Origin of the sequence: Caldibacillus debilis DSM 16016 (assembly GCF_000383875.1) — a bacterium.
Lineage (GTDB): Bacteria > Bacillota > Bacilli > Bacillales > Caldibacillaceae > Caldibacillus > Caldibacillus debilis.
The window spans coordinates 38,161-64,549 of record NZ_KB912881.1; the positions used below are offsets into that span (position 1 = coordinate 38,161).

The 26,389-nt window shown below is 54.3% G+C and carries 27 protein-coding genes; 1 reads left to right on the top strand and 26 read right to left on the bottom strand.

The genetic code is table 11. The features are described 5' to 3' along the window. Positions 1–8: 8 nt before the first annotated feature. The 22 genes from spoIID to A3EQ_RS0105385 form a co-directional block, all read right to left on the bottom strand. Positions 9–1,025 carry a stage II sporulation protein D gene (gene spoIID, locus A3EQ_RS0105235; RefSeq protein ID WP_020154134.1) on the bottom strand — a complete coding sequence of 339 codons (1,017 nt, stop codon included), beginning with the start codon at positions 1,023–1,025 and terminating at the stop codon, positions 9–11. Between the two features lie 323 nt (positions 1,026–1,348). Continuing rightward, positions 1,349–2,647: a UDP-N-acetylglucosamine 1-carboxyvinyltransferase gene (gene murA, locus A3EQ_RS0105245; protein ID WP_020154136.1), complete on the bottom strand. Its 1,299-nt coding sequence runs from the start codon at positions 2,645–2,647 to the stop codon at positions 1,349–1,351. Between the two features lie 32 nt (positions 2,648–2,679). Then, on the bottom strand, positions 2,680–3,432 hold the full coding sequence (locus A3EQ_RS0105250; protein ID WP_020154137.1) for a YwmB family TATA-box binding protein: 753 nt from the start codon (positions 3,430–3,432) through the stop codon (positions 2,680–2,682). Positions 3,433–3,566: 134 nt separating this feature from the next. After that, complete coding sequence (locus A3EQ_RS0105255) at positions 3,567–3,869, bottom strand: DUF1146 family protein (RefSeq protein WP_020154138.1); 303 nt, start codon at positions 3,867–3,869, stop codon at positions 3,567–3,569. A 628-nt stretch (positions 3,870–4,497) separates the two neighbouring features. Beyond that, positions 4,498–4,908: a F0F1 ATP synthase subunit epsilon gene (locus A3EQ_RS0105265; protein WP_020154140.1), complete on the bottom strand. Its 411-nt coding sequence runs from the start codon at positions 4,906–4,908 to the stop codon at positions 4,498–4,500. Between the two features lie 21 nt (positions 4,909–4,929). Beyond that, positions 4,930–6,351 carry a F0F1 ATP synthase subunit beta gene (gene atpD / locus A3EQ_RS0105270; protein ID WP_020154141.1) on the bottom strand — a complete coding sequence of 474 codons (1,422 nt, stop codon included), beginning with the start codon at positions 6,349–6,351 and terminating at the stop codon, positions 4,930–4,932. 48 nt (positions 6,352–6,399) lie between these two features. Next, positions 6,400–7,257 carry an ATP synthase F1 subunit gamma gene (gene atpG, locus A3EQ_RS0105275; RefSeq protein WP_020154142.1) on the bottom strand — a complete coding sequence of 286 codons (858 nt, stop codon included), beginning with the start codon at positions 7,255–7,257 and terminating at the stop codon, positions 6,400–6,402. Positions 7,258–7,293: 36 nt separating this feature from the next. Continuing rightward, positions 7,294–8,802 (bottom strand): F0F1 ATP synthase subunit alpha, encoded by a 1,509-nt coding sequence (atpA, locus tag A3EQ_RS0105280; protein WP_020154143.1) that lies wholly within the window; start codon positions 8,800–8,802, stop codon positions 7,294–7,296. Between the two features lie 22 nt (positions 8,803–8,824). Continuing rightward, positions 8,825–9,364, bottom strand: a complete 540-nt coding sequence (locus tag A3EQ_RS0105285; RefSeq protein WP_020154144.1) for a F0F1 ATP synthase subunit delta — start codon at positions 9,362–9,364, stop codon at positions 8,825–8,827. After that, positions 9,361–9,873, bottom strand: a complete 513-nt coding sequence (atpF, locus tag A3EQ_RS0105290; RefSeq protein WP_020154145.1) for a F0F1 ATP synthase subunit B — start codon at positions 9,871–9,873, stop codon at positions 9,361–9,363. Before atpF ends, A3EQ_RS0105285 begins: the two co-directional genes overlap by 4 nt. 161 nt (positions 9,874–10,034) lie before the next feature. Next, complete coding sequence (gene atpE / locus A3EQ_RS0105295; RefSeq protein ID WP_020154146.1) at positions 10,035–10,247, bottom strand: F0F1 ATP synthase subunit C; 213 nt, start codon at positions 10,245–10,247, stop codon at positions 10,035–10,037. A 71-nt stretch (positions 10,248–10,318) separates the two neighbouring features. After that, positions 10,319–11,029 carry a F0F1 ATP synthase subunit A gene (gene atpB / locus A3EQ_RS0105300; protein ID WP_020154147.1) on the bottom strand — a complete coding sequence of 237 codons (711 nt, stop codon included), beginning with the start codon at positions 11,027–11,029 and terminating at the stop codon, positions 10,319–10,321. A 5-nt stretch (positions 11,030–11,034) separates the two neighbouring features. Further along, complete coding sequence (locus A3EQ_RS0105305; protein ID WP_026499758.1) at positions 11,035–11,424, bottom strand: ATP synthase subunit I; 390 nt, start codon at positions 11,422–11,424, stop codon at positions 11,035–11,037. 656 nt (positions 11,425–12,080) lie between these two features. After that, on the bottom strand, positions 12,081–13,223 hold the full coding sequence (wecB, locus tag A3EQ_RS0105320; protein ID WP_026499759.1) for a non-hydrolyzing UDP-N-acetylglucosamine 2-epimerase: 1,143 nt from the start codon (positions 13,221–13,223) through the stop codon (positions 12,081–12,083). 297 nt (positions 13,224–13,520) lie between these two features. Next, positions 13,521–14,150 carry a uracil phosphoribosyltransferase gene (upp, locus tag A3EQ_RS0105330; RefSeq protein ID WP_020154152.1) on the bottom strand — a complete coding sequence of 210 codons (630 nt, stop codon included), beginning with the start codon at positions 14,148–14,150 and terminating at the stop codon, positions 13,521–13,523. 432 nt (positions 14,151–14,582) lie between these two features. Beyond that, positions 14,583–15,818 (bottom strand): serine hydroxymethyltransferase, encoded by a 1,236-nt coding sequence (locus A3EQ_RS0105340; protein ID WP_020154154.1) that lies wholly within the window; start codon positions 15,816–15,818, stop codon positions 14,583–14,585. Positions 15,819–16,152: 334 nt separating this feature from the next. After that, on the bottom strand, positions 16,153–16,713 hold the full coding sequence (locus A3EQ_RS0105350; protein ID WP_020154156.1) for a TIGR01440 family protein: 561 nt from the start codon (positions 16,711–16,713) through the stop codon (positions 16,153–16,155). Positions 16,714–16,728: 15 nt separating this feature from the next. After that, a complete protein-coding gene (gene rpiB, locus A3EQ_RS0105355; protein ID WP_026499761.1) occupies positions 16,729–17,175 on the bottom strand; it encodes a ribose 5-phosphate isomerase B in 447 nt (148 codons plus the stop codon). A gap of 586 nt (positions 17,176–17,761) precedes the next feature. Continuing rightward, the gene (locus A3EQ_RS0105360) at positions 17,762–19,054 is read right to left on the bottom strand and encodes a methyl-accepting chemotaxis protein (protein ID WP_040369142.1); all 1,293 of its coding nucleotides are present in this window, start codon (positions 19,052–19,054) and stop codon (positions 17,762–17,764) included. 13 nt (positions 19,055–19,067) lie between these two features. Continuing rightward, complete coding sequence (locus tag A3EQ_RS0105365; RefSeq protein ID WP_020154159.1) at positions 19,068–19,517, bottom strand: low molecular weight protein arginine phosphatase; 450 nt, start codon at positions 19,515–19,517, stop codon at positions 19,068–19,070. A 213-nt stretch (positions 19,518–19,730) separates the two neighbouring features. Then, entirely contained in the window at positions 19,731–20,285 is a 555-nt protein-coding gene (locus A3EQ_RS0105375) for a manganese efflux pump MntP (RefSeq protein WP_020154160.1), read from the bottom strand. A 351-nt stretch (positions 20,286–20,636) separates the two neighbouring features. Next, positions 20,637–21,686: an L-threonylcarbamoyladenylate synthase gene (locus A3EQ_RS0105385; protein ID WP_020154162.1), complete on the bottom strand. Its 1,050-nt coding sequence runs from the start codon at positions 21,684–21,686 to the stop codon at positions 20,637–20,639. Positions 21,687–22,022: 336 nt separating this feature from the next. On the opposite strand from A3EQ_RS0105385, the gene spoIIR reads away from it, so the two are divergent. Next, on the top strand, positions 22,023–22,688 hold the full coding sequence (gene spoIIR / locus A3EQ_RS0105395) for a stage II sporulation protein R (protein ID WP_020154164.1): 666 nt from the start codon (positions 22,023–22,025) through the stop codon (positions 22,686–22,688). Between the two features lie 129 nt (positions 22,689–22,817). Here the strand turns inward: spoIIR and prmC are convergent, their stop codons facing one another. From prmC to rpmE, 4 genes are all read right to left on the bottom strand, one after another. Beyond that, a complete protein-coding gene (gene prmC / locus A3EQ_RS0105400) occupies positions 22,818–23,681 on the bottom strand; it encodes a peptide chain release factor N(5)-glutamine methyltransferase (protein ID WP_020154165.1) in 864 nt (287 codons plus the stop codon). A 1-nt stretch (position 23,682) separates the two neighbouring features. Further along, a complete protein-coding gene (prfA, locus tag A3EQ_RS0105405; protein WP_026499763.1) occupies positions 23,683–24,756 on the bottom strand; it encodes a peptide chain release factor 1 in 1,074 nt (357 codons plus the stop codon). Positions 24,757–25,159: 403 nt separating this feature from the next. Beyond that, positions 25,160–25,777 (bottom strand): thymidine kinase, encoded by a 618-nt coding sequence (locus A3EQ_RS0105410; RefSeq protein WP_026499764.1) that lies wholly within the window; start codon positions 25,775–25,777, stop codon positions 25,160–25,162. 203 nt (positions 25,778–25,980) lie between these two features. Continuing rightward, entirely contained in the window at positions 25,981–26,181 is a 201-nt protein-coding gene (gene rpmE, locus A3EQ_RS0105415) for a 50S ribosomal protein L31 (RefSeq protein ID WP_020154168.1), read from the bottom strand. Positions 26,182–26,389: the final 208 nt, after the last annotated feature.

Consider the following 26,389-nt stretch of genomic DNA (forward strand, 5'->3'; position numbering starts at 1 on the left):
CGGCCGCCTTATTTTTTGACGACCTGCTGTTTTAAAAACGGATCATCGTCGGCGATCTCGACCCCCCGGTAATAGTATTTGATGATTTCCTCGTACGTTTTGCCTTCCTTGGCCATTCCGTTGGCCCCGTACTGGCTCATGCCCACCCCGTGGCCATAGCCCTTCGTCCGGATGACAATATGATCCCCCTCCCGCGTCCATTGGAAGTCGGTGGAGCGGAGATTCAGCTTTTCCCGGATTTCCCGGCCGGTGAATTCCTTTCCGGCGATCTGCACCTTCTTCACCCTTCGTCCCGGGGTGAGGGAAAGGATTTTGCCCACTTCGCCGGAAGCCAAAGTGACCCCCAATTTCTCCTCAAATTCCTTGATGGGGATGACCGTTTCGTAGGCGAACTTGGGGGATTCGCTGTCCCAGGGGCTTTTTACGCTCTTCAAATAAGGGATTTCGTTGCTCCAATAATCCTCCGCGTTTTCCGTATATCCGTTGCTCGTGGAAAAATAGGCGGGCGTAATCGGCTGGCTGCCGTAGACGATGATCTTTCCCCGCGTTTCGTATACGGCTTGGCGGATTTTATTGATTTTCCATTGATAGTCCTTTCCCCAAATTTTTTTCAGTTCTTCATCGTTTTTATAAACCTGATCCAATACGCTGTCGCCGATATCCGCCCCTTCCGGGATACCCTCTTTTTTCCCCGCCAGCAAATTTTTTACGAGGTACGTCCTGGCTGCGACGCTTTGCGCCTTCAGCGCCTCCTTTTCAAAATCCGCCGGCATCTCGGAGGCGACGACTCCGGCCACGTATTGTTCAAAGGGGATTTCTTCCACTTTTTTTTCGCCCGTCCGGTAAACCGAAACCCGGACGGGTGAACTTTCGGCGATTAATTTCCCCAGGTCCATTTGACCCAATTTTTCCGCCACCTTTCCGGTGCTGCTCTTCGAAAAAGGGAGAACGAGGATGCTCGGGATCAATAATGTGGCGATCAGTACAAACATAAGCACGGCTCCAACCGGTTTTACTTTTTCCAACTGCGACTCCTCCCCAACGCAAGGTTATCTTCCTTTTCGTTCTATATATATGGGGGTGGACAACCCTTTATGCCTTGACTGGGAAAACCTTGATCTTCCGCAGAAGGTTCTATTTTTTCCGTTTCCTTCATAAAAAGAAATAAAAAAGCCGAAGAATCGCCATGCCCCGAAAGGGCACATGCTTCTTCAGCTTTTTGAAAATCCGGGCCGGATCCGGGAGGAATCGGGGAAAAAATCCCGTCCGTCCTTTCGCGGGGCAGGTTGGAGCCGAAGGGAAAAACTTTCCTCATCTTCGCGGCAGAAACCGTTCGGGCCTTAATGCCTTACTTCATATTGGCGGCCAGTTTCGGAACCCCCGCCTCCTCCGTTCCGATCCGTTCAATATCCGCGCCCAGTGCTTTCAATTTTTCATGGAACCGGACGTATCCGCGGTCCAAATGTTTCAGTTCCGTCACCGTCGTAATGCCTTCCGCCGCCAGCCCGGCAATGATCAGCGCGGCCGCCGCCCGGAGATCGGTGGCGCAAACTTCCGCCCCCTGCAATTGGCAAGGGCCGTTGATGATCACCGTCCGTCCCTCGATTTTCAGGTTGGCGTTCATCCGGCGAAATTCTTCCACGTGCATGAAGCGATTTTCAAAGACCGTTTCCGTAACCATGCTCGTGCCTTCGGCACGCAGAAGCAATGCCATCATTTGCGCTTGCATGTCCGTGGGGAAGCCGGGGTATGGCATCGTTTTGACGTCGACGGCTTTTAATTTTTCGGGGGCGATGACCCGGATCCCGTCGCTTTCTTCGACGAAGGTGACGCCCATTTCTTCCAGCTTGGCGATGAGGGCGGAGATATGTTCGGTGACCGCCCCTTTCACATAAACGTTCCCGCCGGTGATGGCGGCAGCGGTAATGAAGGTTCCCGCTTCGATCCTGTCGGGAATGATGGTATGTTCGGCACCGTGCAAAGATTCCACGCCTTCGATGCGGATCGTTTCCGTTCCCGCGCCCTTAACGACGGCGCCCATCTTCGTCAGGAAATTGGCCAGGTCCACGATCTCCGGTTCCTTGGCGCAGTTTTCGATGATCGTCGTTCCTTCCGCCAAAGTGGCAGCCATCATAATGTTTTCCGTGGCACCGACGCTGGGAATATCCAGATAGATTTTCGTTCCTTTCAGCCTGCCTTCAACCTTCGCGTCGATAAATCCGTTTCCGACCTTGACTTCCGCCCCCATGGCTTCAAAGCCTTTTAAATGCTGATCGATCGGCCGTGATCCAATTGCACATCCGCCGGGAAGTGCAATTCGAGCACGACCGAGACGGGCAAGCAAGGATCCCATAACGAGGACGGAAGCGCGCATTTTCCGGACGTATTCAAAGGGCGCCTCATCCTTTAACGGACCCGAGGCGTCAATAAAAACGGAATTATTTTGGAAAACGACCTTCGCGTTCAAACAGCGCAAAACTTCATTAATGGTATAGACATCCGAGAGAGCCGGTACGTCATGAATCACGCTTTTTCCATCTTCAGCTAACAGCGATGCGGCGATGACAGGCAAAACGGCATTTTTGGCTCCCTCCACTTTGACCGTGCCGCTCAGTTTTTTCCCGCCGCGGACGATGATTTTTTCCAAGAGTATTCCCCTCCGCGTCCATTCTCTTTATATTAATACTCAGCCGTGATAATCGGTGTGCCGATGGCGAAATTCGTTCGATTTTCCTTTTCATCCAACCGCAGAGCGATCTGCACATTAAACGGACCGTTTAATGTGCGCAATTGGCCGGCGAAAAAGGGGCTCAACCCCGTCAATGCGATGAAATCTTTTTCATTGATCAGCTCGACGATTTCCGCCCGGAAATCCAGGGCGAATGAACGGATATTTTCCAAATCAACAAAATCAATCTTATCACTGAAAGTTCCGTTTAAACAAGTGAAAACTTCCGCGTTTTCATGAAAGATGCCTGTTATTTTTTTCCTGATTTTCGAGTCCACATGTTTACGGATGGCTTGGTTCCAACTTGTTCCTTCGATCTTGTAGGAGGAAAAACCTTGCGCTTCTTCTTGGGTGAGGCCGGCGACCACTTGGAGGGTTTCCGTAAATGGTCCTTCGCGGTATGTTCCTTCCAGCTTCCAAGTGGTTGCTGTAACGGTTTTATCCCAACGAAAATGAGGGTAACGTGATTTCCAATGTTCTGCAGTCTTTTCGAGGTCGTAAACGGTAGCGTGACCGGGGATTTCTTCCCGAAGGAGCAACAACCAGCGTTCCACTTTACCGCCGCGGGTCTGGATCACATTAAACATTGTATTCAAATCGCCGGTTTTTGCCACCGGCCGTTCATCCCGGGCAAATCCGTGGATAAAAAGAACCAAAAGTGCGAGTGCGAAAACTGTCCATGATTTGGAAATCCAACCATGCATAGGGCTCCCCCTCTCCCGTCCTTGTATTAACATTTTTGGTCAACGGCTGGGGAAGCATACATGGTAAAAGTCGTCATCCTTTGACAAATTCCGCGTAAAAACGGATGAAAGATGGAATGGAAATTTGCCTTGCCCTACTCGTATATGTAAGGAATCTGTTGGGACCAGGACAAATAGTCGAGGAAAAATTGGGCTGTCAACGATCCGATGATGATCGCCAAAAAGATGAAGAGAAGCCTTGCCTGGATCGTGCGGTTTTTCCGGAGAAATTTTTCATAGTTCAAGGCCTGCAATGCCCACCATGCCAAACCGATGAAGACCAGGTTGGCAACGATATGCAGGATGGCCATTGCACCGAAATTATTGAACATACAGCCCTTCTCCTCCCTCGCCAACCATTCGCAGGGGCCCGGGAGATCCGTTTCAAAACGTTTCAACGCCCCCCTCTCCACGGGCTGTCCACTTTCAAAAAAACAAAAACCCTTGCGGGAGAAAGGAATTCCCGCCTCCAAACCGGCGAATAATTGGCCCTAAAAGATATTTTATCACATTTTTTCGCTTTACCTTTTACAATTTTATTGCATTGATAAAAATTTAGCAACTTCGGCGATGCCGCCCGAATGGTTTCATTAATAAACGGCATTGGCGTCTCTGCCCGAAGCAAAACCGGATCACGGCGGAAGCGCCGCGGGACGCGGTGCCGTCAAAAAGGTTTTTGGCCGCCATGGAATCGGAACATCCGAAAAATCGGCCCTTTAAAGGAAGCGGTTTTTTCTTAAGGAAATCCCGCCAGATGCGGCCGATGTCTGCCCGGCTGAATGGGACTGCGGAAGGGATTTGCCGGATCCGGGCCTTGCCGCCCGGAATAAGCGGATCGGGGAAAGCCTCCGTTTCGTCCATCTGCCGGATCCCCGGCTCCGACGCTGCGATTCCGTAACATTTCCGTAAAAAAAGCGGCATTCCGACGGTTTTGCCGCAAAAATCACCCGCCTTCCCTCGGGCTCCATCGATTTGGATCTTGGCCAGAAAAAAATCCGAGCACCCCAAAGGGAGGCTCGGATGCCATCATTTCCGCACCATGTTTGCCACTTCGATCCGATTGATGGCCCGTTTCAGCGCCAATTCCGCCCGTTTAAAATCGATATGTTCCTGCTTCGCCTGCTTCAACCGTTCTTCCGCGCGTTGTTTGGCGCGCAGCGCCCGGTCCACGTCGATATCCTCCGCCCGCTCGGCGGACTGGGCAAGGATGGTCACCTTCTTCGGCTGGACCTCGAGGAAGCCGCCGCTGACGGCGACGTATTCGGTCTCATTCTTATTTTTGATCCGGACGCTTCCGATCGCCAAGGGGGCGACCATCGCGACGTGTCCGGGCAAAATGCCCAATTCACCGCTTTGCGCCTTCGCAATGACCATTTCCGCTTCCCCGTCAAACACCTGCCCGTCCGGCGTTACGATGCTCACCGCAATGGTCTTCATTCCTTATCCTCCTCGGTCCGTTTACACCTTCACGCCCATCTTCTTCGCCTTTTCAACCGCATCTTCGATGGTGCCGACGAGACGGAAAGCCTCTTCCGGCAGGTGATCCCATTTTCCTTCCAAAATTTCCTTGAAACCGCGGACGGTTTCCTTCACCGGAACATAGGTTCCGGGGATGCCGGTAAACTGCTCGGCAACATGGAAGCTTTGGGACAGGAAGAATTGGATGCGGCGCGCGCGATGGACGATCAGCTTATCTTCGTCGGACAGTTCATCCATGCCCAACATGGCGATGATATCCTGCAGCTCGCGGTAGCGTTGCAGCGTTTGCTGGACTTGACGGGCGACTTGATAATGTTCTTCGCCGACGATTTCCGGCGCCAAGGCCCGGGAAGTGGATGCCAGCGGATCCACGGCGGGATAAATGCCCATTTCCGACAATTTCCGCTCCAGGTTCGTCGTCGCATCCAAGTGGGCGAAGGTGGTCGCCGGAGCCGGATCCGTATAGTCGTCGGCCGGCACGTAGATCGCTTGAATCGAGGTGACGGAACCGACATTCGTCGACGTGATCCGTTCCTGCAGCTGACCCATTTCCGTAGCCAGCGTGGGCTGATAACCGACCGCCGAAGGCATGCGGCCCAAAAGGGCGGATACTTCGGAACCGGCCTGGGTGAAACGGAAAATATTGTCGATGAAGAACAGGACGTCCTTCCCTTGTTCATCGCGGAAATATTCGGCCATCGTCAGTCCGGACAGGGCAACGCGCATCCGGGCGCCGGGCGGTTCGTTCATCTGCCCGAAAACCATCGTGGTTTTGCTGAGAACGCCCGATTCTTTCATTTCAAAATACAGGTCGTTCCCTTCCCGCGTCCGTTCGCCGACCCCGGCGAAGACGGAAATGCCGCCGTGCTCTTGGGCAATATTGTGGATCAGTTCCTGGATCAATACCGTTTTTCCGACGCCGGCGCCGCCGAAGAGGCCGATTTTGCCCCCTTTGATATACGGAGCCAGCAAATCGATGACCTTGATCCCCGTTTCCAAAATCTCCACTTTCGTGGAGAGATTTTCAAATTTCGGCGCGGGTTTATGGATCGGGTCGCGGCGGACGTTGTCCGGAATCTTTTCTCCCAAGTCAATCGGTTCGCCCAAAACGTTGAACACCCGGCCCAGGGTGATTTCCCCGACGGGGACGGAGATCGGCCCGCCGGTGTCCACCACTTCCATGCCCCGGACCAAACCGTCCGTCGAGCCCATCGCAATCGTCCGGACCGTATCGTCGCCCAGATGCAGGGCAACTTCCAAGGTCAGGTCGATATCCACTTCCAAGGACGATTGGGCCTTGTGGGTGACCTTCAGCGCGTTGTAAATGGGCGGCAGCTGTCCGCTTTCAAACTTGACGTCGACAACCGGACCCATCACTTGCACGATATGTCCTTTATTCATCAGTTTCCCTCCGATTTCGTCAGATTGGGCTGTCCGGGCGTCATGCCGTCAGTTCAAGGCATTCGCCCCTGCCACAATTTCGGTAATTTCCTGGGTTATGGACGCTTGGCGAGCACGGTTATAGCTCAAGGTCAATTGGTCGATCAATTCAAGGGCGTTGTCGGTCGCGTTCTTCATCGCCGTCATCCGGGACGCGTGTTCGCTGGCCTTGCTTTCCAGGAGCCCCCCGTAAATCAGGCTTTCCGCATATTGGGGCAGAAGCACTTCCAAAATTTCCTCCACCGACGGTTCAAATTCGTAGCTGAGCATCCGCTCCGTCCGTGCGATGTCCGTCAGCGGCAGCAGCTTTCTATTTTCCACCTTATAGGTTATTTTGTTGATGTAGCGGGTGTAATAGATGTAAATCTCGTCGAACGTGCCGTCGGAAAAGAGATCGACGGTTTTTTTCGTGATGTTCTGGATGTCGGCGAAACTCGGCTGGTCGGGCAAGCCGACGATATCCAGCACGACGTTCATGCCCCTTTTCACGAAGAAGTCGCGGCCCACGCGCCCGATGGCGATGATGCCGTATTCTTCGGCGGACTTGTGGCGGTTCAAAATGGTTTGGTACAATTCGCGGATCACGTTGCTGTTATAGGAGCCCGCCAGCCCGCGGTCGCCGGTGATGATGAGGTACCCGGTCCTTTTGACGGGCCGGCTGACGAGCATCGGATGCGTGACGCCGGTCACGCCATGGGCAATGCTGGACACCACGTCCTGAATTTTTTCCATATATGGCTCAAAGGACTTTGCGTTCGTTTCCGCGCGGGTCAGTTTCGAAGCGGAAACCATCTGCATCGCCTTTGTGATTTGGCTCATTTTTCGCGTCGCGTTGATGCGCTTTTTGATATCTCTCAGGGATGCCACCGGTTCTCACCATCCTGACGTAAATTTTTCCCGCGCTTACTCGGACTTCACGAAGATCTTCTTGAATTCGTTGATCGTCTGCGCCATGTCTTCGTCCGCGGGAAGATCCCCGGTGCTCCGGATATGTTCCAATACCGGCGGGTTTTTGCTGTCCAGCCAGGTGTAAAATTCCTTTTCAAAACGGCGGATGTCCGACACGGGAATATCGTCCAGGAATCCGCGGGTCAAGGCGTACAAAATCATTACCTGCTTTTCGACGGGAAGCGGCTCGTGCAAATCCTGTTTCAGGACTTCCACGGTACGCATCCCCCGGGCAAGTTTTTCCTGGGTCGCTTTGTCCAAATCGGACCCGAATTGGGCGAAGGCCTCCAGTTCGCGGTAGGACGCCAGGTCCAAACGGAGGGTACCCGCCACTTTCTTCATGGCTTTGATCTGCGCGGCGCCTCCGACCCGGGAAACGGACAAACCGGCATTGATCGCGGGACGGACGCCGGAGAAGAACAGATCCGATTGCAGGAAGATTTGTCCGTCGGTAATGGAGATGACGTTCGTCGGAATGTAGGCGGAGATGTCCCCGGCCTGCGTTTCGACGAAGGGAAGGGCCGTCAAGGAACCGCCGCCCTTCGCGTCGCTCAATTTTGCCGCGCGTTCAAGCAAGCGGGAGTGCAGGTAAAAGACGTCCCCCGGATAAGCTTCCCGGCCCGGCGGACGGCGCAGCAGCAGGGAAAGCTCCCGGTACGCGGCCGCCTGTTTGGACAGATCGTCGTAAACGACGAGGACATGTTTTCCGTTGTACATGAATTCCTCGCCCATGGCGACTCCCGCATACGGCGCCAAATACAAGAGCGGCGCGGGTTGGGACGCGGAGGCGGTGATGACGATCGTGTAGTCCATCGCCCCGTATTGGCGCAGCGTTTCCACGGATGTGCGCACCGTCGATTCCTTTTGCCCGATGGCGACGTAGATGCAGATCATGTTTTGATCCTTTTGGTTGATGATCGTATCGATGGCAATCGAGGTTTTCCCCGTCTGCCGGTCCCCGATGATCAATTCCCGCTGGCCGCGGCCGATCGGGACCAATGCGTCGATCGCCTTGATGCCGGTTTGCAGCGGTTCATGCACCGATTTCCGGTCCATGACCCCCGGCGCCCGGCTTTCAATCGGGCGGAATTTTTTGGCGTTGATCGGGCCCAGGCCGTCGACCGGCTGTCCCAATGGATTGACGACGCGGCCGATCAATTCCTCGCCGACGGGAACTTCCATGATTCTTCCGGTGCGGCGGACTTCCATGCCTTCATGGATCCCGGTGTAAGGGCCCAGAATGATGATACCGACATTGTTTTCTTCCAGGTTTTGCGCCATCCCCATGACGCCGTTGGCGAATTCGACGAGTTCACCGCTCATGACTTTATCCAAACCGTGCACGCGGGCGATCCCGTCGCCAATTTCAACGACCGTGCCCACGTCCGCAACTTCGATTTCCGCTTGGTAATTCTCGATCTGCTGCTTCAGCAGCGCGCTGATTTCCTCAGCTTTCAAGCTCATTCCTTTTCACCCCTTCATACGTTTACTGCCCGATAAGTTCCCGTTTGAGGCGATCCAATTTTCCCTTCAGGCTTCCGTCGAAGATCCGATTGCCCACCTGGACCTTGATGCCACCCAAAAGGTCCGTGTCGACGATGTTTTCGATCGTCAATTCGTTTTTCCGCAATTTTTTCGCGAAAAATTCGGAAACGGCCTTCGCTTCTTCTCCCGTCAATGGGCGCGCGGAAAAAACCTTCGCTTCGGCGATGCCTCTTTTCTCGTTCCTTAATTCGTGGTACTTTTCGATCATCGGCAATAAATTGCCGATCTGGCGCTTGTCGATCAAGAGGAAGAGCGTATTCAAAACATATTGCGACAAATCGGGAAAAACCTGCTTGACGGTATTTTTTTTCACGTCCGCAGGGATGTTCGGCGTCTGCAGAAAGCGGCCCATTTCCTTCACTTGCAGGAAGGCTTGCTTCACCGTCTGCAAATCCTGCTCGATTTTTTCCGTTTGGCCGTATTTCTCGGCGATTTCAAACAGGGCAATCGCGTAACGGTTTCCGACGACCGTCTGCTTCATCGTTCTTCTCCAACCTTTTTCAGCATTTCTTGAACAAGGGCCTCATGGTCTTTTTCGTCGATTTCTTTTTCAATGACTTTCGATGCGATCAATACCGACAGGGAAGCCACTTGCTCACGCAGCGCGGCCACGGCCTTTTCCCTTTCCTGTTCGATTTCGGCCTTCGCCGCTTCCTTCAGCCGTTCGGCTTCCAGCCTGGCGGCCTCGATAATATTTTCCTTTTGGATTTCCCCTTGCCTTTTCGCTTCTTCGATGAACTTTTGGGTTTCCAATCGGGCTTCCTTCACCATTTGCCGGTGTTTTTCGAGCAATTCGTCCGCCTCTTTGCGGGCCTTTTCCGCGTTTTCGATTTCATTGGCGATGTAATTTTCCCGGTCTTGCATCACTTTCATTAACGGAGCCCAGGCGTATTTTTTCAATAACAGCATTAAAACGATGAACGCCACCAGCTGGTAGAGGCTGTCCAGCCAGGTAAATTGGGCGGCTCCGACTGCGAGGTTGGTCAACACCCTAATTTTCACTCCCTTCAACGCGACAACAGAAATCCCGGTGTATTGGAGGGCCGATCTATCTCAACCCGGTGATCAGGAAATTTTTACATAAAGGAATGGCGAAGTTTTTCTTCTTTCCTTCGCCATCTTTCCATAGATAAACGGTATGGGTGTTCCTGTTACAGGAATAACATAATGAAGGCAACAACAACGCCCATGATCGGAATCGCTTCTACGAAAGCAATACCGATGAACATCGTCGTCCGCAATAATCCGCTCGCTTCCGGTTGACGGGCCATCCCTTCAACGGTACGGGAAACGATCAAGCCGTTGCCGATACCCGCCCCAAAAGCAGATAATCCTATCGCAATTGCAGCTGCCAACAAATCCATGTGCATTTTCCTCCTTCAAATTTATCGTAATGGAAATTGAGTGAGCGCTTGTTCAACTGAACGGATGTATTTCAATGGTCATGGCTTACTTTATGAGCCATGTAAACCAAGGTTAACAACGTAAAGACAAAAGCTTGGATGGCGCCGACGAAAACGCTGAACGCCTGCCATACGATCATCGGGACGACGGCGAAAATCCCGCCGAGAATCCCGCTTGTTCCCAAAGTGACCAGCAAGGAAAGCAATACTTCCCCGGCGAATATGTTCCCGTAAAGCCGCAATCCCAAGGTCAAGGTGTTGGAAAACTCTTCGACGATCTTCAGCGGGAACATAAAACCGACCGGACGGAAAAAGTCTTTTCCGTATTCTTTGACCCCTTTGAGCTTGATCGCATAATAATGGGTCAATGCGACCATCGTAACCGCCAAGGTCATCGTAATGATCGGATCGGCCGTCGGGGACTTCCACCACAGCTCATGGTCCACGACGATGGCCATGGGCAGGCCGAGCATATTGGCCACAAAGATGTACATAATCAATGTCATGGCCAACAAGTGAAACCGTCCGCCGGTTTTCCAATCCATGGAACTGTTGATCAATCCCCGGACAAAATCCATGACCCATTCCAAAAAGTTTTGCAGCCCCGTCGGTTTCATCTGCAGCCTGCGGGTGCACAAAACGGCGATGACAAACACGATGACGCAGGTGACGGTGATCATCAGAATGTTTGACGGGTTGTAAGGCATGCCGAGGAAATAGCGGACCGGCGCTTCATGATTCACTGCATTCACCTCTCTTCCCGTTGAATCAGCCGGTAAATCAAATGGATCAGGGAATCCAGGAAAAGGATGATATACAAGGAAAAAACCCCTATGGCCGTCGACAGCAGGTGGAAGTGCTCGGGAAAGCGGATGGCGACCAAGACGGCCAGGACGGCAGCGGCCATCCGCGAGAAAGTTCCCATATCGGCCATATTCCGCCCCGCCTCCACCGCTTCCGACAGCCTGACCGCCTTCCGGACCATCAGCCGCAAATTGTAAAAGCTGAACAAGGTTCCGAGAAGGAGGCCTGCGAAAACCGCCCGGTAAGGGGTTAAAGCGATCCCGAAAAGATAGATTCCCGTCAAAAACAATAAAAGCCGCCGATACCGTTGGTAAAGTTTATGTATATCATCCATCAGGAAAACTCCCGAATACAGGAATAACATTGGAATAGCATTATTTTACATCAACATTGGCAAGGAGAATTGAAAATATTATTAAAAGAAAATGACAAAATGGAGATCGCGGATGAACGTTGGGATCAAAGGGCGAATAGATGGCGATTCAGAGACTATGGGGAATACCGATAAAATCCTTTGAAACGGGCGGCGGAAACATAAAAAAAATTTCTATTCCAGAAAAGTGAAAAAATATTGAAAACCCTATCATCCTATCCCTAATGAGGATACAATAGGTCATACGGTTTGTCAATTATTTTCCCCAAAAAAAGTTCACATCCATGCAAAAAACGGAGGAATTATTCATAAAATGTTCAAATTTTTCCCTTTTTACACCGGATGTCTAGTCATTTTCGGCAAAACTTTTAAGAAAATGTAACGGTCCATTGTCCGTTTTTTGCCGGACCGGCGAAAGGTGGTCCCCCTTTGCCGTTTGCGTCCGTCACCGGATGACGCCCCAAAGCAAACGCCCTTCCGGCGACGCCCTTTCGCCGGGCGGTTTTGCAAGGTTTGCCGCGAAAAAAGAAAGGCCGGGCCGGGGATGTTTCATTTTAAAAAATCCCCGGCCGGCCGCAGGACGCCCCTTCCGTCCCCCGCTCCGGCAATCCCTTCCCTCAGCTGAACTCGGCGGGGGGAGAGGGGATGCGCCGAAAATGGTAAAGGATGGCGTCGGCGATCCTTTCGGAAGCCCGGCCGTCGCCGTATGGATTCCGCGCCTTGGCCATTTTTTCATAGGCCGCCTTGTCGGTGAGCAGTTCCCGGGTCATGGCGTAAATCGCATCTTCATCCGTTCCGGCTAGCTTCAACGTCCCGGCCCGGATCCCTTCCGGCCGTTCCGTCGTGTCCCGCAAGACGAGGACGGGGACTCCGAGGGAAGGCGCTTCCTCCTGCACGCCGCCGGAATCGGATAAGATCAGGTATGACCTCGCCATGAAATTATGGAAGCCGATGACATCCAACGGCTCGATCAAATGGATCCGCGGGTGGCCCCCCAACACCTCATCGGCGATATCCCGGACGGCCGGATTCAGATGGACCGGATAAACGACGTGCACATCACGGTATTCGTCGGCGATCCGTTTTACCGCCCGGAACATGCGGCGCATCGGTTCCCCCAAATTTTCCCGCCGGTGGGCGGTCAAGAGCAGCAGGCGGCCGCCGCCGATTTTTTCGAGAAGCGGATGGGCGTATTCCCGCCTGACGGTCGTCTTCAAGGCGTCGATGGCCGTATTCCCGGTGACAAAGATCGAATCGGCCCGCTTGTTCTCCTTCAGCAGATTTTCCTTCGCCTTCATCGTCGGGGCGAAGTGGAGATCGGAAAGGACCCCCGTAAGCTGCCGGTTCATCTCTTCCGGATAGGGGGAATACTTGTTCCGCGTGCGCAGGCCCGCTTCCACGTGGCCGATCACCGTCCGGTGATAGAAGGCGGCCAGTGCGGCGACGAAGGTCGTCGTCGTGTCCCCGTGGACGAGGACGAGATCGGGCTTTTCTTTCTCCATGATGCCATATAGCCCGGAAAGGGCATTCGTCGTAATATCGGCCAAGGTTTGCCGGTCCTTCATGATGTTCAAATCATAATCGGGCTCGATGGCGAAAATTTCCAGGACCTGGTCAAGCATTTGCCGGTGCTGCGCCGTTACGGCGACGACCGGCCGGAATTGGCCCTCCCTCTTTTTCAGCTCGTGGACGAGGGGGGCCATCTTGATCGCCTCCGGTCTTGTTCCGAAAACCGTCATCACTTTTATTCGCCGTTCCATCGTAACAGAGCGATGGAAATCAAGCGGAGCCGGGGCGGCCGCCTAACATGCAGGCGAAAGGCCCGGCCGCCGCAAAACACCCCGCTTCCACCGCTTCCTCCTTTCCCGTTCATGTCGGACGGCGGGTTGAAGGCCGCCCATCCCGCCAATTTTCGCGCCAAACGGACGTTGAAGACAGCCTCCCGCCCGTTTTCCGCAGCCAAATGGACGCCCCTCCGGCTTTTCGCATCGGATTCCTTGCGGAGCCGTTTGCCCCGTTTTCGGACAAATGGGGCCGGCCTTTTGCCGTCAATGCCCTTATTTCGTTCCAAACAGCCGGTCGCCGGCGTCTCCCAATCCCGGCACGATATATCCCTTCTCGTTTAACCGTTCATCCAGGGCCGCTATGTAAATATTGACATCCGGGTGGGCCTTCGTTACCGCTTCGACGCCTTCAGGGGCGGCAATCAGGCACATGAACTTGATATTTTTGGCGCCTCGCTTCTTCAGACTGTTGATCGCTTCGATGGCCGAACCGCCGGTGGCCAGCATCGGATCGACGATGATAAAATCCCGTTCCGCCACGTCCGTCGGCAGTTTCACATAATATTCCACGGGCTTTAACGTTTTCGGGTCCCGATACAAACCGATATGGCCGACCTTTGCCGCGGGAATCAGCTTCAGGATGCCGTCCAGCATCCCCATTCCCGCCCGAAGGATGGGCACGATCCCCAATTTTTTCCCCGATATGACCTTCGCTTTCGTCTTGCTGATGGGGGTTTCGATTTCCACCTCGTCCAAAGGCAGATCCCGCGTCGCCTCGAATGCCATTAACGTGGCGATCTCATCCACCAATTCGCGGAATTCTTTCGTCCCGGTATCCTTTTGGCGGATATGCGTCAGTTTGTGCTGAATCAACGGGTGGTCCAAAATATGGACTTTTCCCATCGATACCCTCTCCTTTCCCGATATTCAATTTTTCCATTCGCTTCATTTTACAAAAAATACGGGCATTCATCAACCGATTGCGGGGCTGAAAAAGCAACGGCCGCTTGCGGCCGCAAACCGCAAATTCTCCGGTACACTTTTTCACCGGGCTGAAAAAAAGCCGCCTGCGCCCCGTCTCCCGCGAAAACCCGAAATCCCGTCATTTTTGCCGGGAAAAGGCTCCCCCCTTTTTTTTCCAAAAAGGAAAAAAGAGGATGCCCCTTGGAACTGTCAGGGCATCCTCCTCCCGTTTCCGGTCCGTGATTCTCTTTTGCGAATGGATGATGTGCCGCTTTGCCTCGCCCGCCCGCCGGGCCTCCGGCCGGATTCCGGACTTCGGGCATAATCACCGTTCCCTTCCGAAACCTTTGCTCATGCATTTCAGAGGCCGCTTCATTCGTATAAAGGATGTTTTTCCGTCAGATTCCGGACCCGGTTTTTTGCCTCACGGCGCACCGCCTCATTTTCATGGTCCTTCAATACCGAAGCGATGATTTTTCCCACTTCCTCCATATCTTCCTCGGTAAATCCCCGCGTCGTCACCGCCGGCGTCCCGAGGCGGATGCCGCTCGTGACAAAGGGGCTTTCCGGATCGAAGGGGATCGTGTTTTTGTTCACCGTAATCCCGACTTCATCCAGTACCTTTTCCGCCGTTTTTCCGGTTATGCCGAGGGAGCGCAAATCGACCAGCAGCAAATGGTTGTCGGTGCCGCCGGAAACCAGCCGCAGGCCTTCCCCGGTCAAGGTTTCGGCCAATCGCTTGGCGTTTGCGACCACCTGTTTCGCGTAAGTTTTAAATTCTTCCCGCATCACTTCCCCGAGGGCGACCGCTTTGGCGGCGATCACATGCATAAGGGGACCGCCTTGAATCCCAGGGAAAACGGCTTTGTCGATCGCTTTCGCGTACCGTTCCTTGCACAGGATCATGCCGCCCCTCGGCCCGCGCAGGGTTTTATGGGTGGTCGTCGTCACAAAGTCCGCGTAGGGGACGGGGCTCGGATGAACGCCGGCCGCCACCAGCCCGGCGATGTGGGCCATGTCGACCATCAGATAGGCGCCCGTTTCATCGGCGATCTCCCGCAAAATTTTAAAATCGATAAGGCGGGGATAGGCGCTGGCCCCGGCCACGATCAGTTTCGGTTTGTGCGCCCGCGCCTTCTTCCTCACGTCTTCGTAATCGATCATTTCCGTTTGCGGATCGACCCCGTAGGCGACGAAGTTGTATTGGATGCCGCTGAAGTTGACTGGGCTCCCGTGGGTCAAATGGCCGCCGTGGGACAGATTCATCCCTAAAACCGTGTCGCCCGGCTTCAAGACGGAAAAATAGACCGCCATGTTCGCCTGGGCGCCGGAATGGGGCTGAACGTTGGCGTGCTCGGCCCCGAATATTCGCTTTGCCCGCTCCCTGGCGATGTCTTCCACGACATCGACGAATTCGCAGCCGCCGTAATAGCGGCGCGAGGGATATCCTTCCGCGTATTTGTTCGTCAATACGGAACCTTGCGCCTCCATCACCGCCTTCGAGGCAAAATTTTCGGAGGCGATCAGCTCAATATGGTCTTGCTGCCTTTTTCTTTCCTGTTCGATCGCTTGAAAAACTTCCGGATCCTGTTCGAATAACGCGCTCACGCTCGATTCCCCCTTTTTATCGTTTGCCCGGCAAAAAAACGGCCCCGCCGCTTCCTTCCCGGAAACCGCAAAAAAACTCCCGCCCCCGCCGGTGAAAGATCCTTCCGGCGATCGGCCGCCTTTTCTTCGTATTTTTCTATTTTCGGAGACTTGCCATGTCTCCGTCGTCCTTCGGACGATGCCACGCCTTCGGGACCGCCGTTGCAAAGGCCGGCCAACTTGCCTTCGGCCTTGCAACCGATGCGGCCATGGCTCCTGCCGGTTTCGGCCGGAATGTCCGCCGCAACAAGGATTTCAGGTCTGGACCGGATAAGGAAAGTCCCCGAAAACGGGTTCATTCCCCGGGCCTGCGGTAAACGGCCCGTTCGCCGCCGATCAGCTTCGGCCGAACCTTCGCCAAAGTAACATGGGCGTGGCCGACCTTGTTCAAGGAAGTGCGCACCGGGACAACGACCGGTTTTAAATGCATGCCGATAAAGGTGTCGCCGATATCGATGCCGAAATCGGCCCGGATCGATTCGACCACGACGGGATCACGAAAATGCTCAAAGGCGTAGGCCGCCATGGAGCCCCCCGCCTTCGGGACCGGGACGACGGTCACTTCCTCGAGCCCGTGCCGCTCCATCACATCCCTTTCGACGACGAGCGCCCGGTTCAAATGTTCGCAGCATTGGTACGCGATGGCGATGCCCGTCGCTTTCGAGAATGCTTCCATCCGCTCGAAGATCATCGCCGCGATGTCCAGCGATCCCGATGAGCCGATCTTTTTTCCGGCCACTTCGGAAGTGGAACAGCCGACGACCATGATCTGGTTCTTCTTGATCTCGATTTGCTGCCGGAACTGATGCAAGATTTCCGCCAATTCCTTCGCCCATTCGTCCACAGGGTAAGCCAATCGGATTCACCCGCTTTACAAATTGGTCTCTTCGTATTTGGCGATCTTGTCGATCCGTTTCGCATGCCTGCCGCCGGTAAACGGCGTCGTCAGCCAGACCTTTGCGATTTCGCGGGCAAGCCCCGGGCCGATAACCCGTTCGCCCATGGCCAAAATGTTGCTGTCGTTATGTTCACGGGTGGCTTTCGCGCTGAAGACGTCGTGGCAAAGGGCGCAGCGGATGCCCTTTACCTTGTTCGCCGCGATGCTCATGCCGATTCCCGTTCCGCAAATTAAAATGCCCCGGTCAAATTCCCCCTTGGCCACCTTTTCGGCAACGGGGAAAGCATAATCGGGATAATCGACCGAAGTTTCGCAATTGCAGCCGAAATCTTCGTATTCAATGTTCAATTCTTCGAGCAGTTTTTTGATCTCTTCACGGATATGGATGCCCCCGTGATCCGAAGCGATTGCCACTTTCATTTCGCTCACCGCTTTCTTTGTGGATTCTGCTTTTATTTTGGCATAAGTTCGAAAAATATACAATTGAAGGAACCCTTCGTTTCGAACGGCCGCGGGACATTGGCTGAAAACGCATTTTATGGGCCTGCGGCCCCGGGCGGAATCCCCATCGTAAAGAGGCCCGCCCGGCGGCGGCCAAAAAGACCCTCCGGAGACAGATTCCTTCCCTTTTTCCCCCGCGGTGCCAGGCGCCGGAAAAATCCCGGCGGAAATCCGGCGATGTTTGGCACCGGAAGCCTTGCCGCTTGCCTTTGCCAAGCCGGGGCCCCGGCCGGATGCGACATTCCCGTTCTCCCGGCCGGCGCGGCCCGGGCATAATCCGCCGTTTGACAAGGGAAGGGCCCTTAAATGGGCACGGGATGTCCGGCGCAAAAGAAAAACCGGGTTTGATGGACCCGGTTCCCCGTTTTTTTAATTTGACAACTTTATCACGCTCGTTAACTTGTTTTCGCCTCAAAAAAATAAACCAAAGCAAAGCTCTTATTTCCAGGGACGCATCGAAAACGGGACGCTGCAACGGAAAAAACTTGCGGCGGACCGTCCGCTCCTACATTTTAAACTGGACGACCGTCTTCTGCAGTCTTTCCGCTTGTTCCTTCAATTCGGCCGCCATTTTTTCCACGTTGGCCATGACTTCCGTCTGCCGTTGGGTCGATGCGGCCACCTCCTGGGCCCCCGCGGAAGTTTCCTCGGCAATGGCGGCCACTTCCTGGGATTGGACGGAAGTGCTTTGGATGCTTTCCATCTGCCTGTCGACCAGCTGGGAAATGGTTTGGACCGATTTTGCCACTTCGTAAATCGTTTCGGCCATTTCCCCCATTCTTTCATTGGTCGAGGACCCTTTTTTGGCTTCTTCGTTCGCCTTTTCGACCAGCAGGGAAATCTGTCCGACGACGTTATCCACATCGACTTGCATATTTTGAACGAGCTCAGAGATGTCCTGGACGGCTTTGGCGCTTTCATCGGCCAAATTCCGCACTTCATCGGCGACGACAGCGAATCCTTTGCCCTGTTCCCCCGCCCGGGCCGCTTCAATGGAAGCGTTCAAGGCGAGCAAATTCGTCTGATTGGCGATATCCCCGACGAGCTGAATGATGTGTTCGATTTTTTTCGCGTTTTCTTCCAGGCGTTTGACCGCCTGCAAAGAAAGCTCGTTCTCTTCGGCCAGGTTTTTGATGCCTTCGACAAGGGAAGTGATGATTTCCTGGCTTTTGTGCAACTCATTCAGCATCTCGTTCGAGACTTGCTCGGATTTCTTCGCCTTTTCCTGCACTTCCTTGGCGATTCGGGTCACCTGCTCGATGGCTTCCACCGTCGACTGGATCGAATGGGCCGAATTTTCCGCGCCCTGGGAAATTTCGCCGATCGTCTTGGAAATATATTCCGCCGTCTCCGACGCCTTCGTCGCCTCGCTGGAGATGGCCAGCACTTTATCGTTGGTCGCCTTCACGTTTTCATTGATGTGGGAGACGATCGACCGGATGTTTCGGATCATCTCGTTGAACGCGATGCCGACGGACCGGATCTCGTCATCCTGTTTGGAAACCTTTACATCCGTCCCGATATTTCCGCTTGCGACATGCAGGGCGGCTTCCTCCAAATTTTTTAACGGATTGATCAGCAGGCCTGCGGCGATAAAACTCAGGATCCCCGTCCAAATTACGCCCAAAAGCAGCGTGATGATGGCGAAGAAAAACTGGTCGATGGTCCCTTTAAAAAACATCGGATATAATATGTAAATAAAAAATGCGCTTGTGGAATAGGTGATCAGCGCCAAGATGGTGACGAACAGCACGAGCTTTTTCCGCAGGCCAAAACGGTATCTTCTTTTTTCCACGATTTTCCCCCCTAATTTATGTATCGTCAGCAGGCAACATTTTTTTCAGGGACAGGCGGATAAATTCTTTTAATACGGAAAACGTTTCCCGATACGTTTCCAACGGGCCGCCGTAAGGATCCGGCACGTCTCCCTCTTCTCCCGTGGCATATTCTTTGATGGTGTAGATCTTTTCCTTGGCATGGGGGTATTTCCTCACCAATTCCGCCTTATGGGACTTCGTCATCGCCAAGATCAGGTCCGCCCACTCGATTTCCCGCTCGGTTAAAGGTTTGGAAACATGGGCGAATTCCATGTCGTTTTCCTTCAATACTTCCCGGGCGTTTTCGGAGATTTCCATTCCCGGCACGGCAAAAATGCCGGCCGATCTCGCCTCGATCCCCTCGACGCCCATATGGTTCAAAATCGCTTCCGCCATCGGGCTGCGGCACGTGTTGCCCGTACAGACGAACAATACTTTCGCCATTCCACACCCTCCATTGTTTTATTATAAGGAAATTTTTCCATGATTGAAATGCGGGAAAAGAAATTTTCCTCATGATCCGCCGTTTCTTCCGGCCGCTTTTCAGGCGGGGAAGGGAAGGGGGCCGGAAAATTCCGAAAAACCCCGGGAACGGGCCGGCGGATCCCCGGAGCGGACGCCGGCCGGCCGTACTCCTTCGGCGAACAGCGCCCGTCGTCAAGGAAGCAGCAGTTTCAGGCCCAAAAAAAATAAGATGCTTCCCCCGAAGGCCTGGCTGTAATGGCCGAACCAGCCCTTCATCGTCTTCGCGAACAAAATGCCCGTCCAGGTGAGGATGCAGGAGAAGAAGCCGAAAAGCAGGACCGCCAATGCCGTTTTCGAACCGAAAAGCCCCAGCGTCAAACCGACGGGCAAACTGTCCATGCTTACGCTCAAGGCGGACATGATCATCCCGATCCCCTTCGGGAACAGCATCTTTTTTCGCCTGTTCCGTCCGAAACTTCCGAGGAACATCTCCAGCCCGATCGCGATCAGCAGAACCGCGCAAACTTGGGTGGTGTAAAAGCCGAGCTGATCGGAAAGAAGCCGCCCGGCGAAAATGCCGGCCAACGGAAGGAAAACGTGAAACATGCCGACGGTCAGGCCGAGGCGGAAAACCTGTTTGATTTTCAACGGAGCCAAACCGAGGCCGAGTCCGACGGAAAAGGCATCCATGCTGACGGCAAAGGCCATGATCGATAAGGTGACCAGCTCTTGGATCAAGAATTCCATTCCCCCCACTCCCCGATGGACAGACCTTATTCCAGCATATGCCCGGAAGCGGGGGTTTAGAAGGAAAGTTTTCGCTTCTCCTTGAATCTGTCCGCCCGCCGAGCCGCCCATAAGGGAGGCCGGGCGAAAGGGGTTTTTCCGCCGAAAGGGGGAAGGCCGGTTTGTGCCGGAAAGGGGCTCGGTCGGGACCCGCAAGGGGAAAGCCCCGGCAAAGGGATTTATCGGAAGAAAAAATTTTCTCCCGGAAGCCGGCAGGCTATCGCCCCGCTTTTCCCATCCGGCGGCCGTTTGCCGTCAAGTCCGAAAAAGGAGCCGCGGATTGCCGCTTTCCGCCCCTTCCGGGACCGCCGATCATCCTTCCCGGATCACCTTGCCCCCCGCCGCTTTGAAGAGCCGGTTCATAACGGCGGCACCGATTCCTTCTTCCTCGAAGGTTTCGGCGAAGATCACATCCACCCCTTCTTCGTCAAAATATCGCAGGCAATCGTACAGCCGCCGGGCCACGGTCGCCAAATCCGCCCGCCTGCCGCAGAGAGCGGCGGCGTCCGCTTCGTAAAAACCGTTCCGCTCCTCCGTCGTTAAGACCCCCACCCGTTTCCCCAAGGACCGCTCCTTTTTGATCAACCCTTGGATGTATTCCTTGCTGCCTTCGACGAGATAAAGGGGAGCCCGGGGGGCATAATGGGTGTACTTCATCCCCGGAGACCGGGGCGCCTTTTCTCCCTCCGGGGAAAAATTCGAACCGCTCCGGACCGGGCCGATGACCTCCTCGATCTTCTCCTTGGAGATGCCGCCGGGCCTTAAGATGGCGGGAAGATCCAAGGTGCAGTCAATGACCGTCGATTCGACGCCGACCCCCGTTTCCCCGCCGTCGACGATTCCGGCGATTTTTCCTTCGAGATCCATCAGGACGTGTTCCGCCTTCGTCGGGCTCGGTTTCCCGGAGCGATTGGCGCTCGGGGCGGCAATCGGAAGCCCGCTCGCCCGGATGAGGGCAAGGGCGACCGGATGATCCGGCATGCGCACGGCCACCGTCGGCAAACCGGCGGTGGCCGCCTCCGACAAAACCCCTTTCCTTTTTTGAAAAACGACCGTCAGCGGTCCCGGCCAAAATGTTTTCATTAATTTTTCCGCTTTGGCGGGCACCTTTTCCACATATTTTTCAAGTTCGGACAGGCTGCTGATATGGATGATGAGCGGATTGTCCGAGGGCCTTCCCTTCGCCGCGTAAATTTTGCCCACGGCGCCGTCGTCGCAGGCATTGGCCCCCAATCCGTAAACCGTTTCCGTCGGGAAGGCCACCAGCTCATTTTGCTGCAGCAAGCGGGCCGCTTCCCGGATGGCTGGATGCCCGGCCAAGTTTTCCACAGATTTATCCACTTTCCATCGTTTCGTTTCCATCCTTCGGTCTCCTTCTGAAGCTTCGCTGAAAATGCCTTTTATATTAGAAATTATAAGCCTTTTTTCGGGGAATGGAAAATCCGGCCCGCCTTGAAAGGAAAAGGAATTGTCCACAATATGTGGATATATTTGCAAATTTTGTGCATAACTCTGTGGATAATTGCCGTTCCGGGAAGATTTATCCACAAAACCCCCGCTTTCCCGCAACGGTTATCCCTGTTTACGAAAAGGGAAAAGCGCTCATCCCTATCCCCGTTCCTCCCCGGAAACCGGAATTTCAATGTATAAGATTGATAGATTTTGTTCATAATGGGTGACGGAAGGGAGAGGAAGCGTATGTGGGGCAAAAAAATACCGGCATTGCCGTTCTTTTTTCTGACCTTAACTTTGGCCGCCATCCTGCAGCTCTATGCGCCGAAGCCGGCCTACGGGGGCCGGGAAGTGATCATCCCGGAGGATGCCATCCGCCTGCGGATTTTGGCCAACAGCAATTCGGAAGAAGACCAGCGGATCAAACGGAAAATCCGGGACGAAGTCAATGCGGAAATCACCCGATGGACGAATCATTTAACTTCCCGCGAAGAAGCGAGGAAGGTCATCGCCGAAAAGCTTCCCGAGATCCGGGCGATCGCCCGGAGGGTCTTGAAAAAGGAAAACCCGTCCCAGGACGTGCAAGTCGTATTGGATAAAGTCTATTTTCCGACAAAATTGTACGGAAACTTTCTGTATCCGGCAGGCCGTTACGAGGCAGTTCTCATCACGATCGGGGAAGGGAAAGGGGCCAATTGGTGGTGCGTCCTGTTTCCGCCCCTCTGCTTTTTGGATTTTTCCAGCGGCGCCGCGGTGAAAAAACCGGACGAAAAGACCGGGGTAAAGGACGGCGGCCGGGAGGAGAGCCGCGGCGAAAAGGCGGAAGACGCGGGCCGGAAAGAAGATGAGGTGGAGGTCAAATTCTTCGTCGTTGAACTGTTTGAAAACATCCGGGATTTTTTCAAAGATTGAAAGCCGCAGCAGGCTTCCTTTCCTGCCGCGGCTTTATACTTGCGGCAAACCCCGGCGGCGTTCCGGTCCCCGGGAAAACGGCAAAGCGGGTGTCCGAATTTGGCAAGGGATCCGGACACCCGCGTTTTTTCAAGACGATTCCCCATGCAAAAAAGCAAAAACCATTCTTTCCTTTCGATTGATGTCCCGTTCGATTTCCACAATCGCTCCGGGAAAAGCCCGTTCGATCAAATCCTTCACCTTATCCCCCTGGCCGTCGCCGATCTCAAAGGCGGCCAGCGCCCGGCTATTGATGACCATAGGAAGCTGGCCGATGATCTTCCTGTAGGCGTCCAGCCCGTCCTCCCCGGCGAAGAGGGCGATCCCCGGCTCATGGTCTTTCACGACATCCGGAAGCTTTTCTTTTTCCCCAAGGGGAATATAGGGCGGATTGGAGACGACCACGTCGAAGGCCTTTTCCCCGAAAAAGGGGGCGAGGAAGTCCCCCTGCCGGAAATCGATGCCGGCGCCATGAAGCTCCGCGTTTTTTGCCGCCACTTTCAGCGCCTCTTCGGAAATATCCGAAGCCGAAACTTCGAGGGCGGGCATCTCCAGGGCGAGGGTGACGGCGATGGCGCCGCTTCCCGTCCCGGCGTCCGCCGCCCGCAAAGGGGAGGTCCCGGAAAAATATTTCCTGATCCTTTCCAACGTCCCGGCCACCAATTCTTCCGTCTCCGGCCGCGGGATCAGGACGTGCCCGTTCACGAAAAATTTCCTTCCGTAAAAATATTCGCAGCCGGTCAAATATTGCACGGGAACCCCGGCGGCATGTTTCCGGACGAGCTCCCGGAATTCTTTTTGCCGCTCCTCCGGCAACTCCATGCGCAGATGGGCGAGCAATTGGTATTTTTCCATTTTCAAGACGTGCTGCAAAAGGATTTCTCCCGCATTTTCGTCACGGCCGCAGGATTTGAACACGGAAGACGCCCAGCGGAGGGCTTCAAAGACCTTCATATTAGCCGAGGTTTTCATTTTGCAGTTTTTTCGCCTGCTCGTCGAGGATCAGCACATCGATGATTTCGTCCAGTTTTCCTTCCAGCACCTGATCCAATTTTTGCAGGGTCAGGCCGACCCTGTGGTCCGTGACGCGGTTTTGCGGAAAATTGTAGGTGCGGATCCTTTCCGACCGGTCGCCCGTTCCGACGGCCGATTTCCGTTTGGCGTCGTATTCGGCCCGGGCTTCTTGCCGATATTTGTCCAGGATGCGGGCGCGCAACACTTTCATGGCCTTCTCTTTATTTTTAATTTGGGATTTTTCGTCCTGGCAGGAAACGACGATTCCCGTCGGGATATGGGTCAAACGGACGGCGGACATGGTCGTATTGACGCTCTGTCCCCCGGGGCCGCTGGAGGCGAAGGTGTCCACCCGGATATCCTTTTCGTTGATCTCCACTTCCACCTCTTCCGCTTCGGGAAGACAGGCGACGGTCGCCGTGGACGTATGGATCCGGCCGCCGGATTCCGTTTCCGGCACCCGTTGGACCCGGTGGGCGCCGTTTTCGTATTTCAATTTGGAATAGGCCCCTTTCCCGTTGATCATAAAAATGATTTCCTTGTAGCCGCCGAGACCGGTCGGATGGGCATCGATCACATCGATTTTCCAGCCCTGGGATTCGGCGTATTTCGTGTACATCCGGAACAAATCGCCGGCGAACAGGGCCGCCTCTTCCCCGCCGGCCGCCCCGCGGATTTCCATGATCACGTTTTTCTCGTCATTCGGATCTTTCGGGATCAATAACAGCTTCAGCTGTTCTTCCAGTCCGGCGATCTTCTCTTCCAAGTCGCCGATTTCTTCTTTCACCATCTCCCGCAGTTCCGGATCCAGTTTTTCTTCCAGCATCGATTTGGCGTCCTGCAGCTGTTTCTTCGCTTCCTTATATTGCCGGTAGGTTTGCACCGTTTCTTCCAAATCCGATTGTTCTTTCGAATATTTCCGCAGCTTTTCCGGATCATTGAGGACTTCCGGGTCGCTCAACAATTCCGTCAGCTTGTCGTATCTGTCCTCGATTGCCTTCAACCGATCAAACATCTGTTTCACCTCCCCGGTTACTTTCCCCCAACAGATCGGAACCGGCTCCCGAACCTTCCCGGCTCCTTCCTGCGAAAGGATGCATCGGCCGCCCGAAAACCGGTCTTTTTCGCAAACGCCCCCTCGGAGGAAAAAATGCAAGGGCAAACCGCCGATGGAAGATGGGGGCCGGCGGATTGCAAACAACAGGAAATAGGATGAAAGGCTGCCCGCTTTGCCGGCGATCCGGAGGAACCGGCCCGATGCCAAAGCCCGGCACGGCGGCGCCCCGTGACCGGGAAGGCGGCGGGGACCCTTCGCCTTTTCCTCCTGCCGAAGTCTCTTTAAGGCGGGAACGGCCCAAAGCCCCCGGTTTTTCCGGCGTCCGTCCGCCGGCGGAAAACGGCCGCCCGCTTTTTTTCGGTCAACGGCCGCTTTCTTCCATGGCCGGCACATTCCGTTTCGGGGCATGGGGGACGTCATGATGGAGCCGGCACCTGGCTTCATAGCTCTCGCTCGCTCCGACAAGAATGACCGGATCGTGGAAGGATGCAGGCTTTCCGTTGATCAGCCTTTGGGTGCGGCTGGCCGGATGTCCGCAAACGGTGCAGACGGCCTGCAGTTTCGTCACCTGTTCAGCCACGGCCATCAGTTTGGGCATCGGACCGAAGGGCTCGCCGCGAAAATCCATGTCCAATCCGGCGATGATCACGCGATACCCTTGATCGGCGAAATCCTGGACGATGGGAACGATGGAATCGTCGAAAAATTGGGCTTCATCGATAGCAATGACATCAATATCCTTCGTGACCAGCGGGATCATTTCTTCCGGACGATTGATCGGTTTGGCGGTCACGGAATTGCCGTTGTGGGAAACCACTTCTTCCTTCTTGTACCTGTCATCGATCGCCGGTTTGAACACGAGGGTCTTTTGCCTGGCCAATTGGCAGCGGCGTATCCTCCTGATCAGTTCCTCCGATTTTCCGGAAAACATGCTCCCGCAAATGACTTCGATCCAACCGCTTTCATTTTTTAAATACATTTTGCCGACTCCTTCCATTATCACGATCCGTGGTTCGTCCGCCGGATTCGCACCGCCGCATTCCTTACCTATCATATTAATCCAAAATTTGAAAGGGCGATACGCCTTTTCGGCGGATTTCAAGAAAAAACAGGCAAGCCAAATCTCCTTGCCTGTTTCATCCGTGCATCTTTAGACGATTCGTCCGCCGCAATATTCGGACGTTATTTTATGCCGTATTTTTTGTTAAAGCGTTCCACGCGCCCGTCTGCAGCAACAAATTTTTGCCGGCCGGTGAAAAACGGATGGCAAGCGGAGCAGACTTCAACCCGCACTTCTTCCTTTGTCGACCCGCTTTCAAATTCGTTGCCGCAAGCGCATCGAACGATCACGCGATGGTATTTGGGATGGATACCCGGTTTCATCCGCACTCAACTCCTTCTGCCCTGGTTTCCTGCAAAACCAGAGTTTTTTCGCTTTTTCGCACACTGCAACTATTATAGCAGGGGGCGGCCCGATTTGCAACAGCGCGCGACCGCCCATGGAAAATCTTACAGAAAAGGATTTGGTTCCCTCGCAGCAAAATCTTGCTGAGCATCTGCAAGGGGATGGGTCAGCCAAAGAATGGGCGGC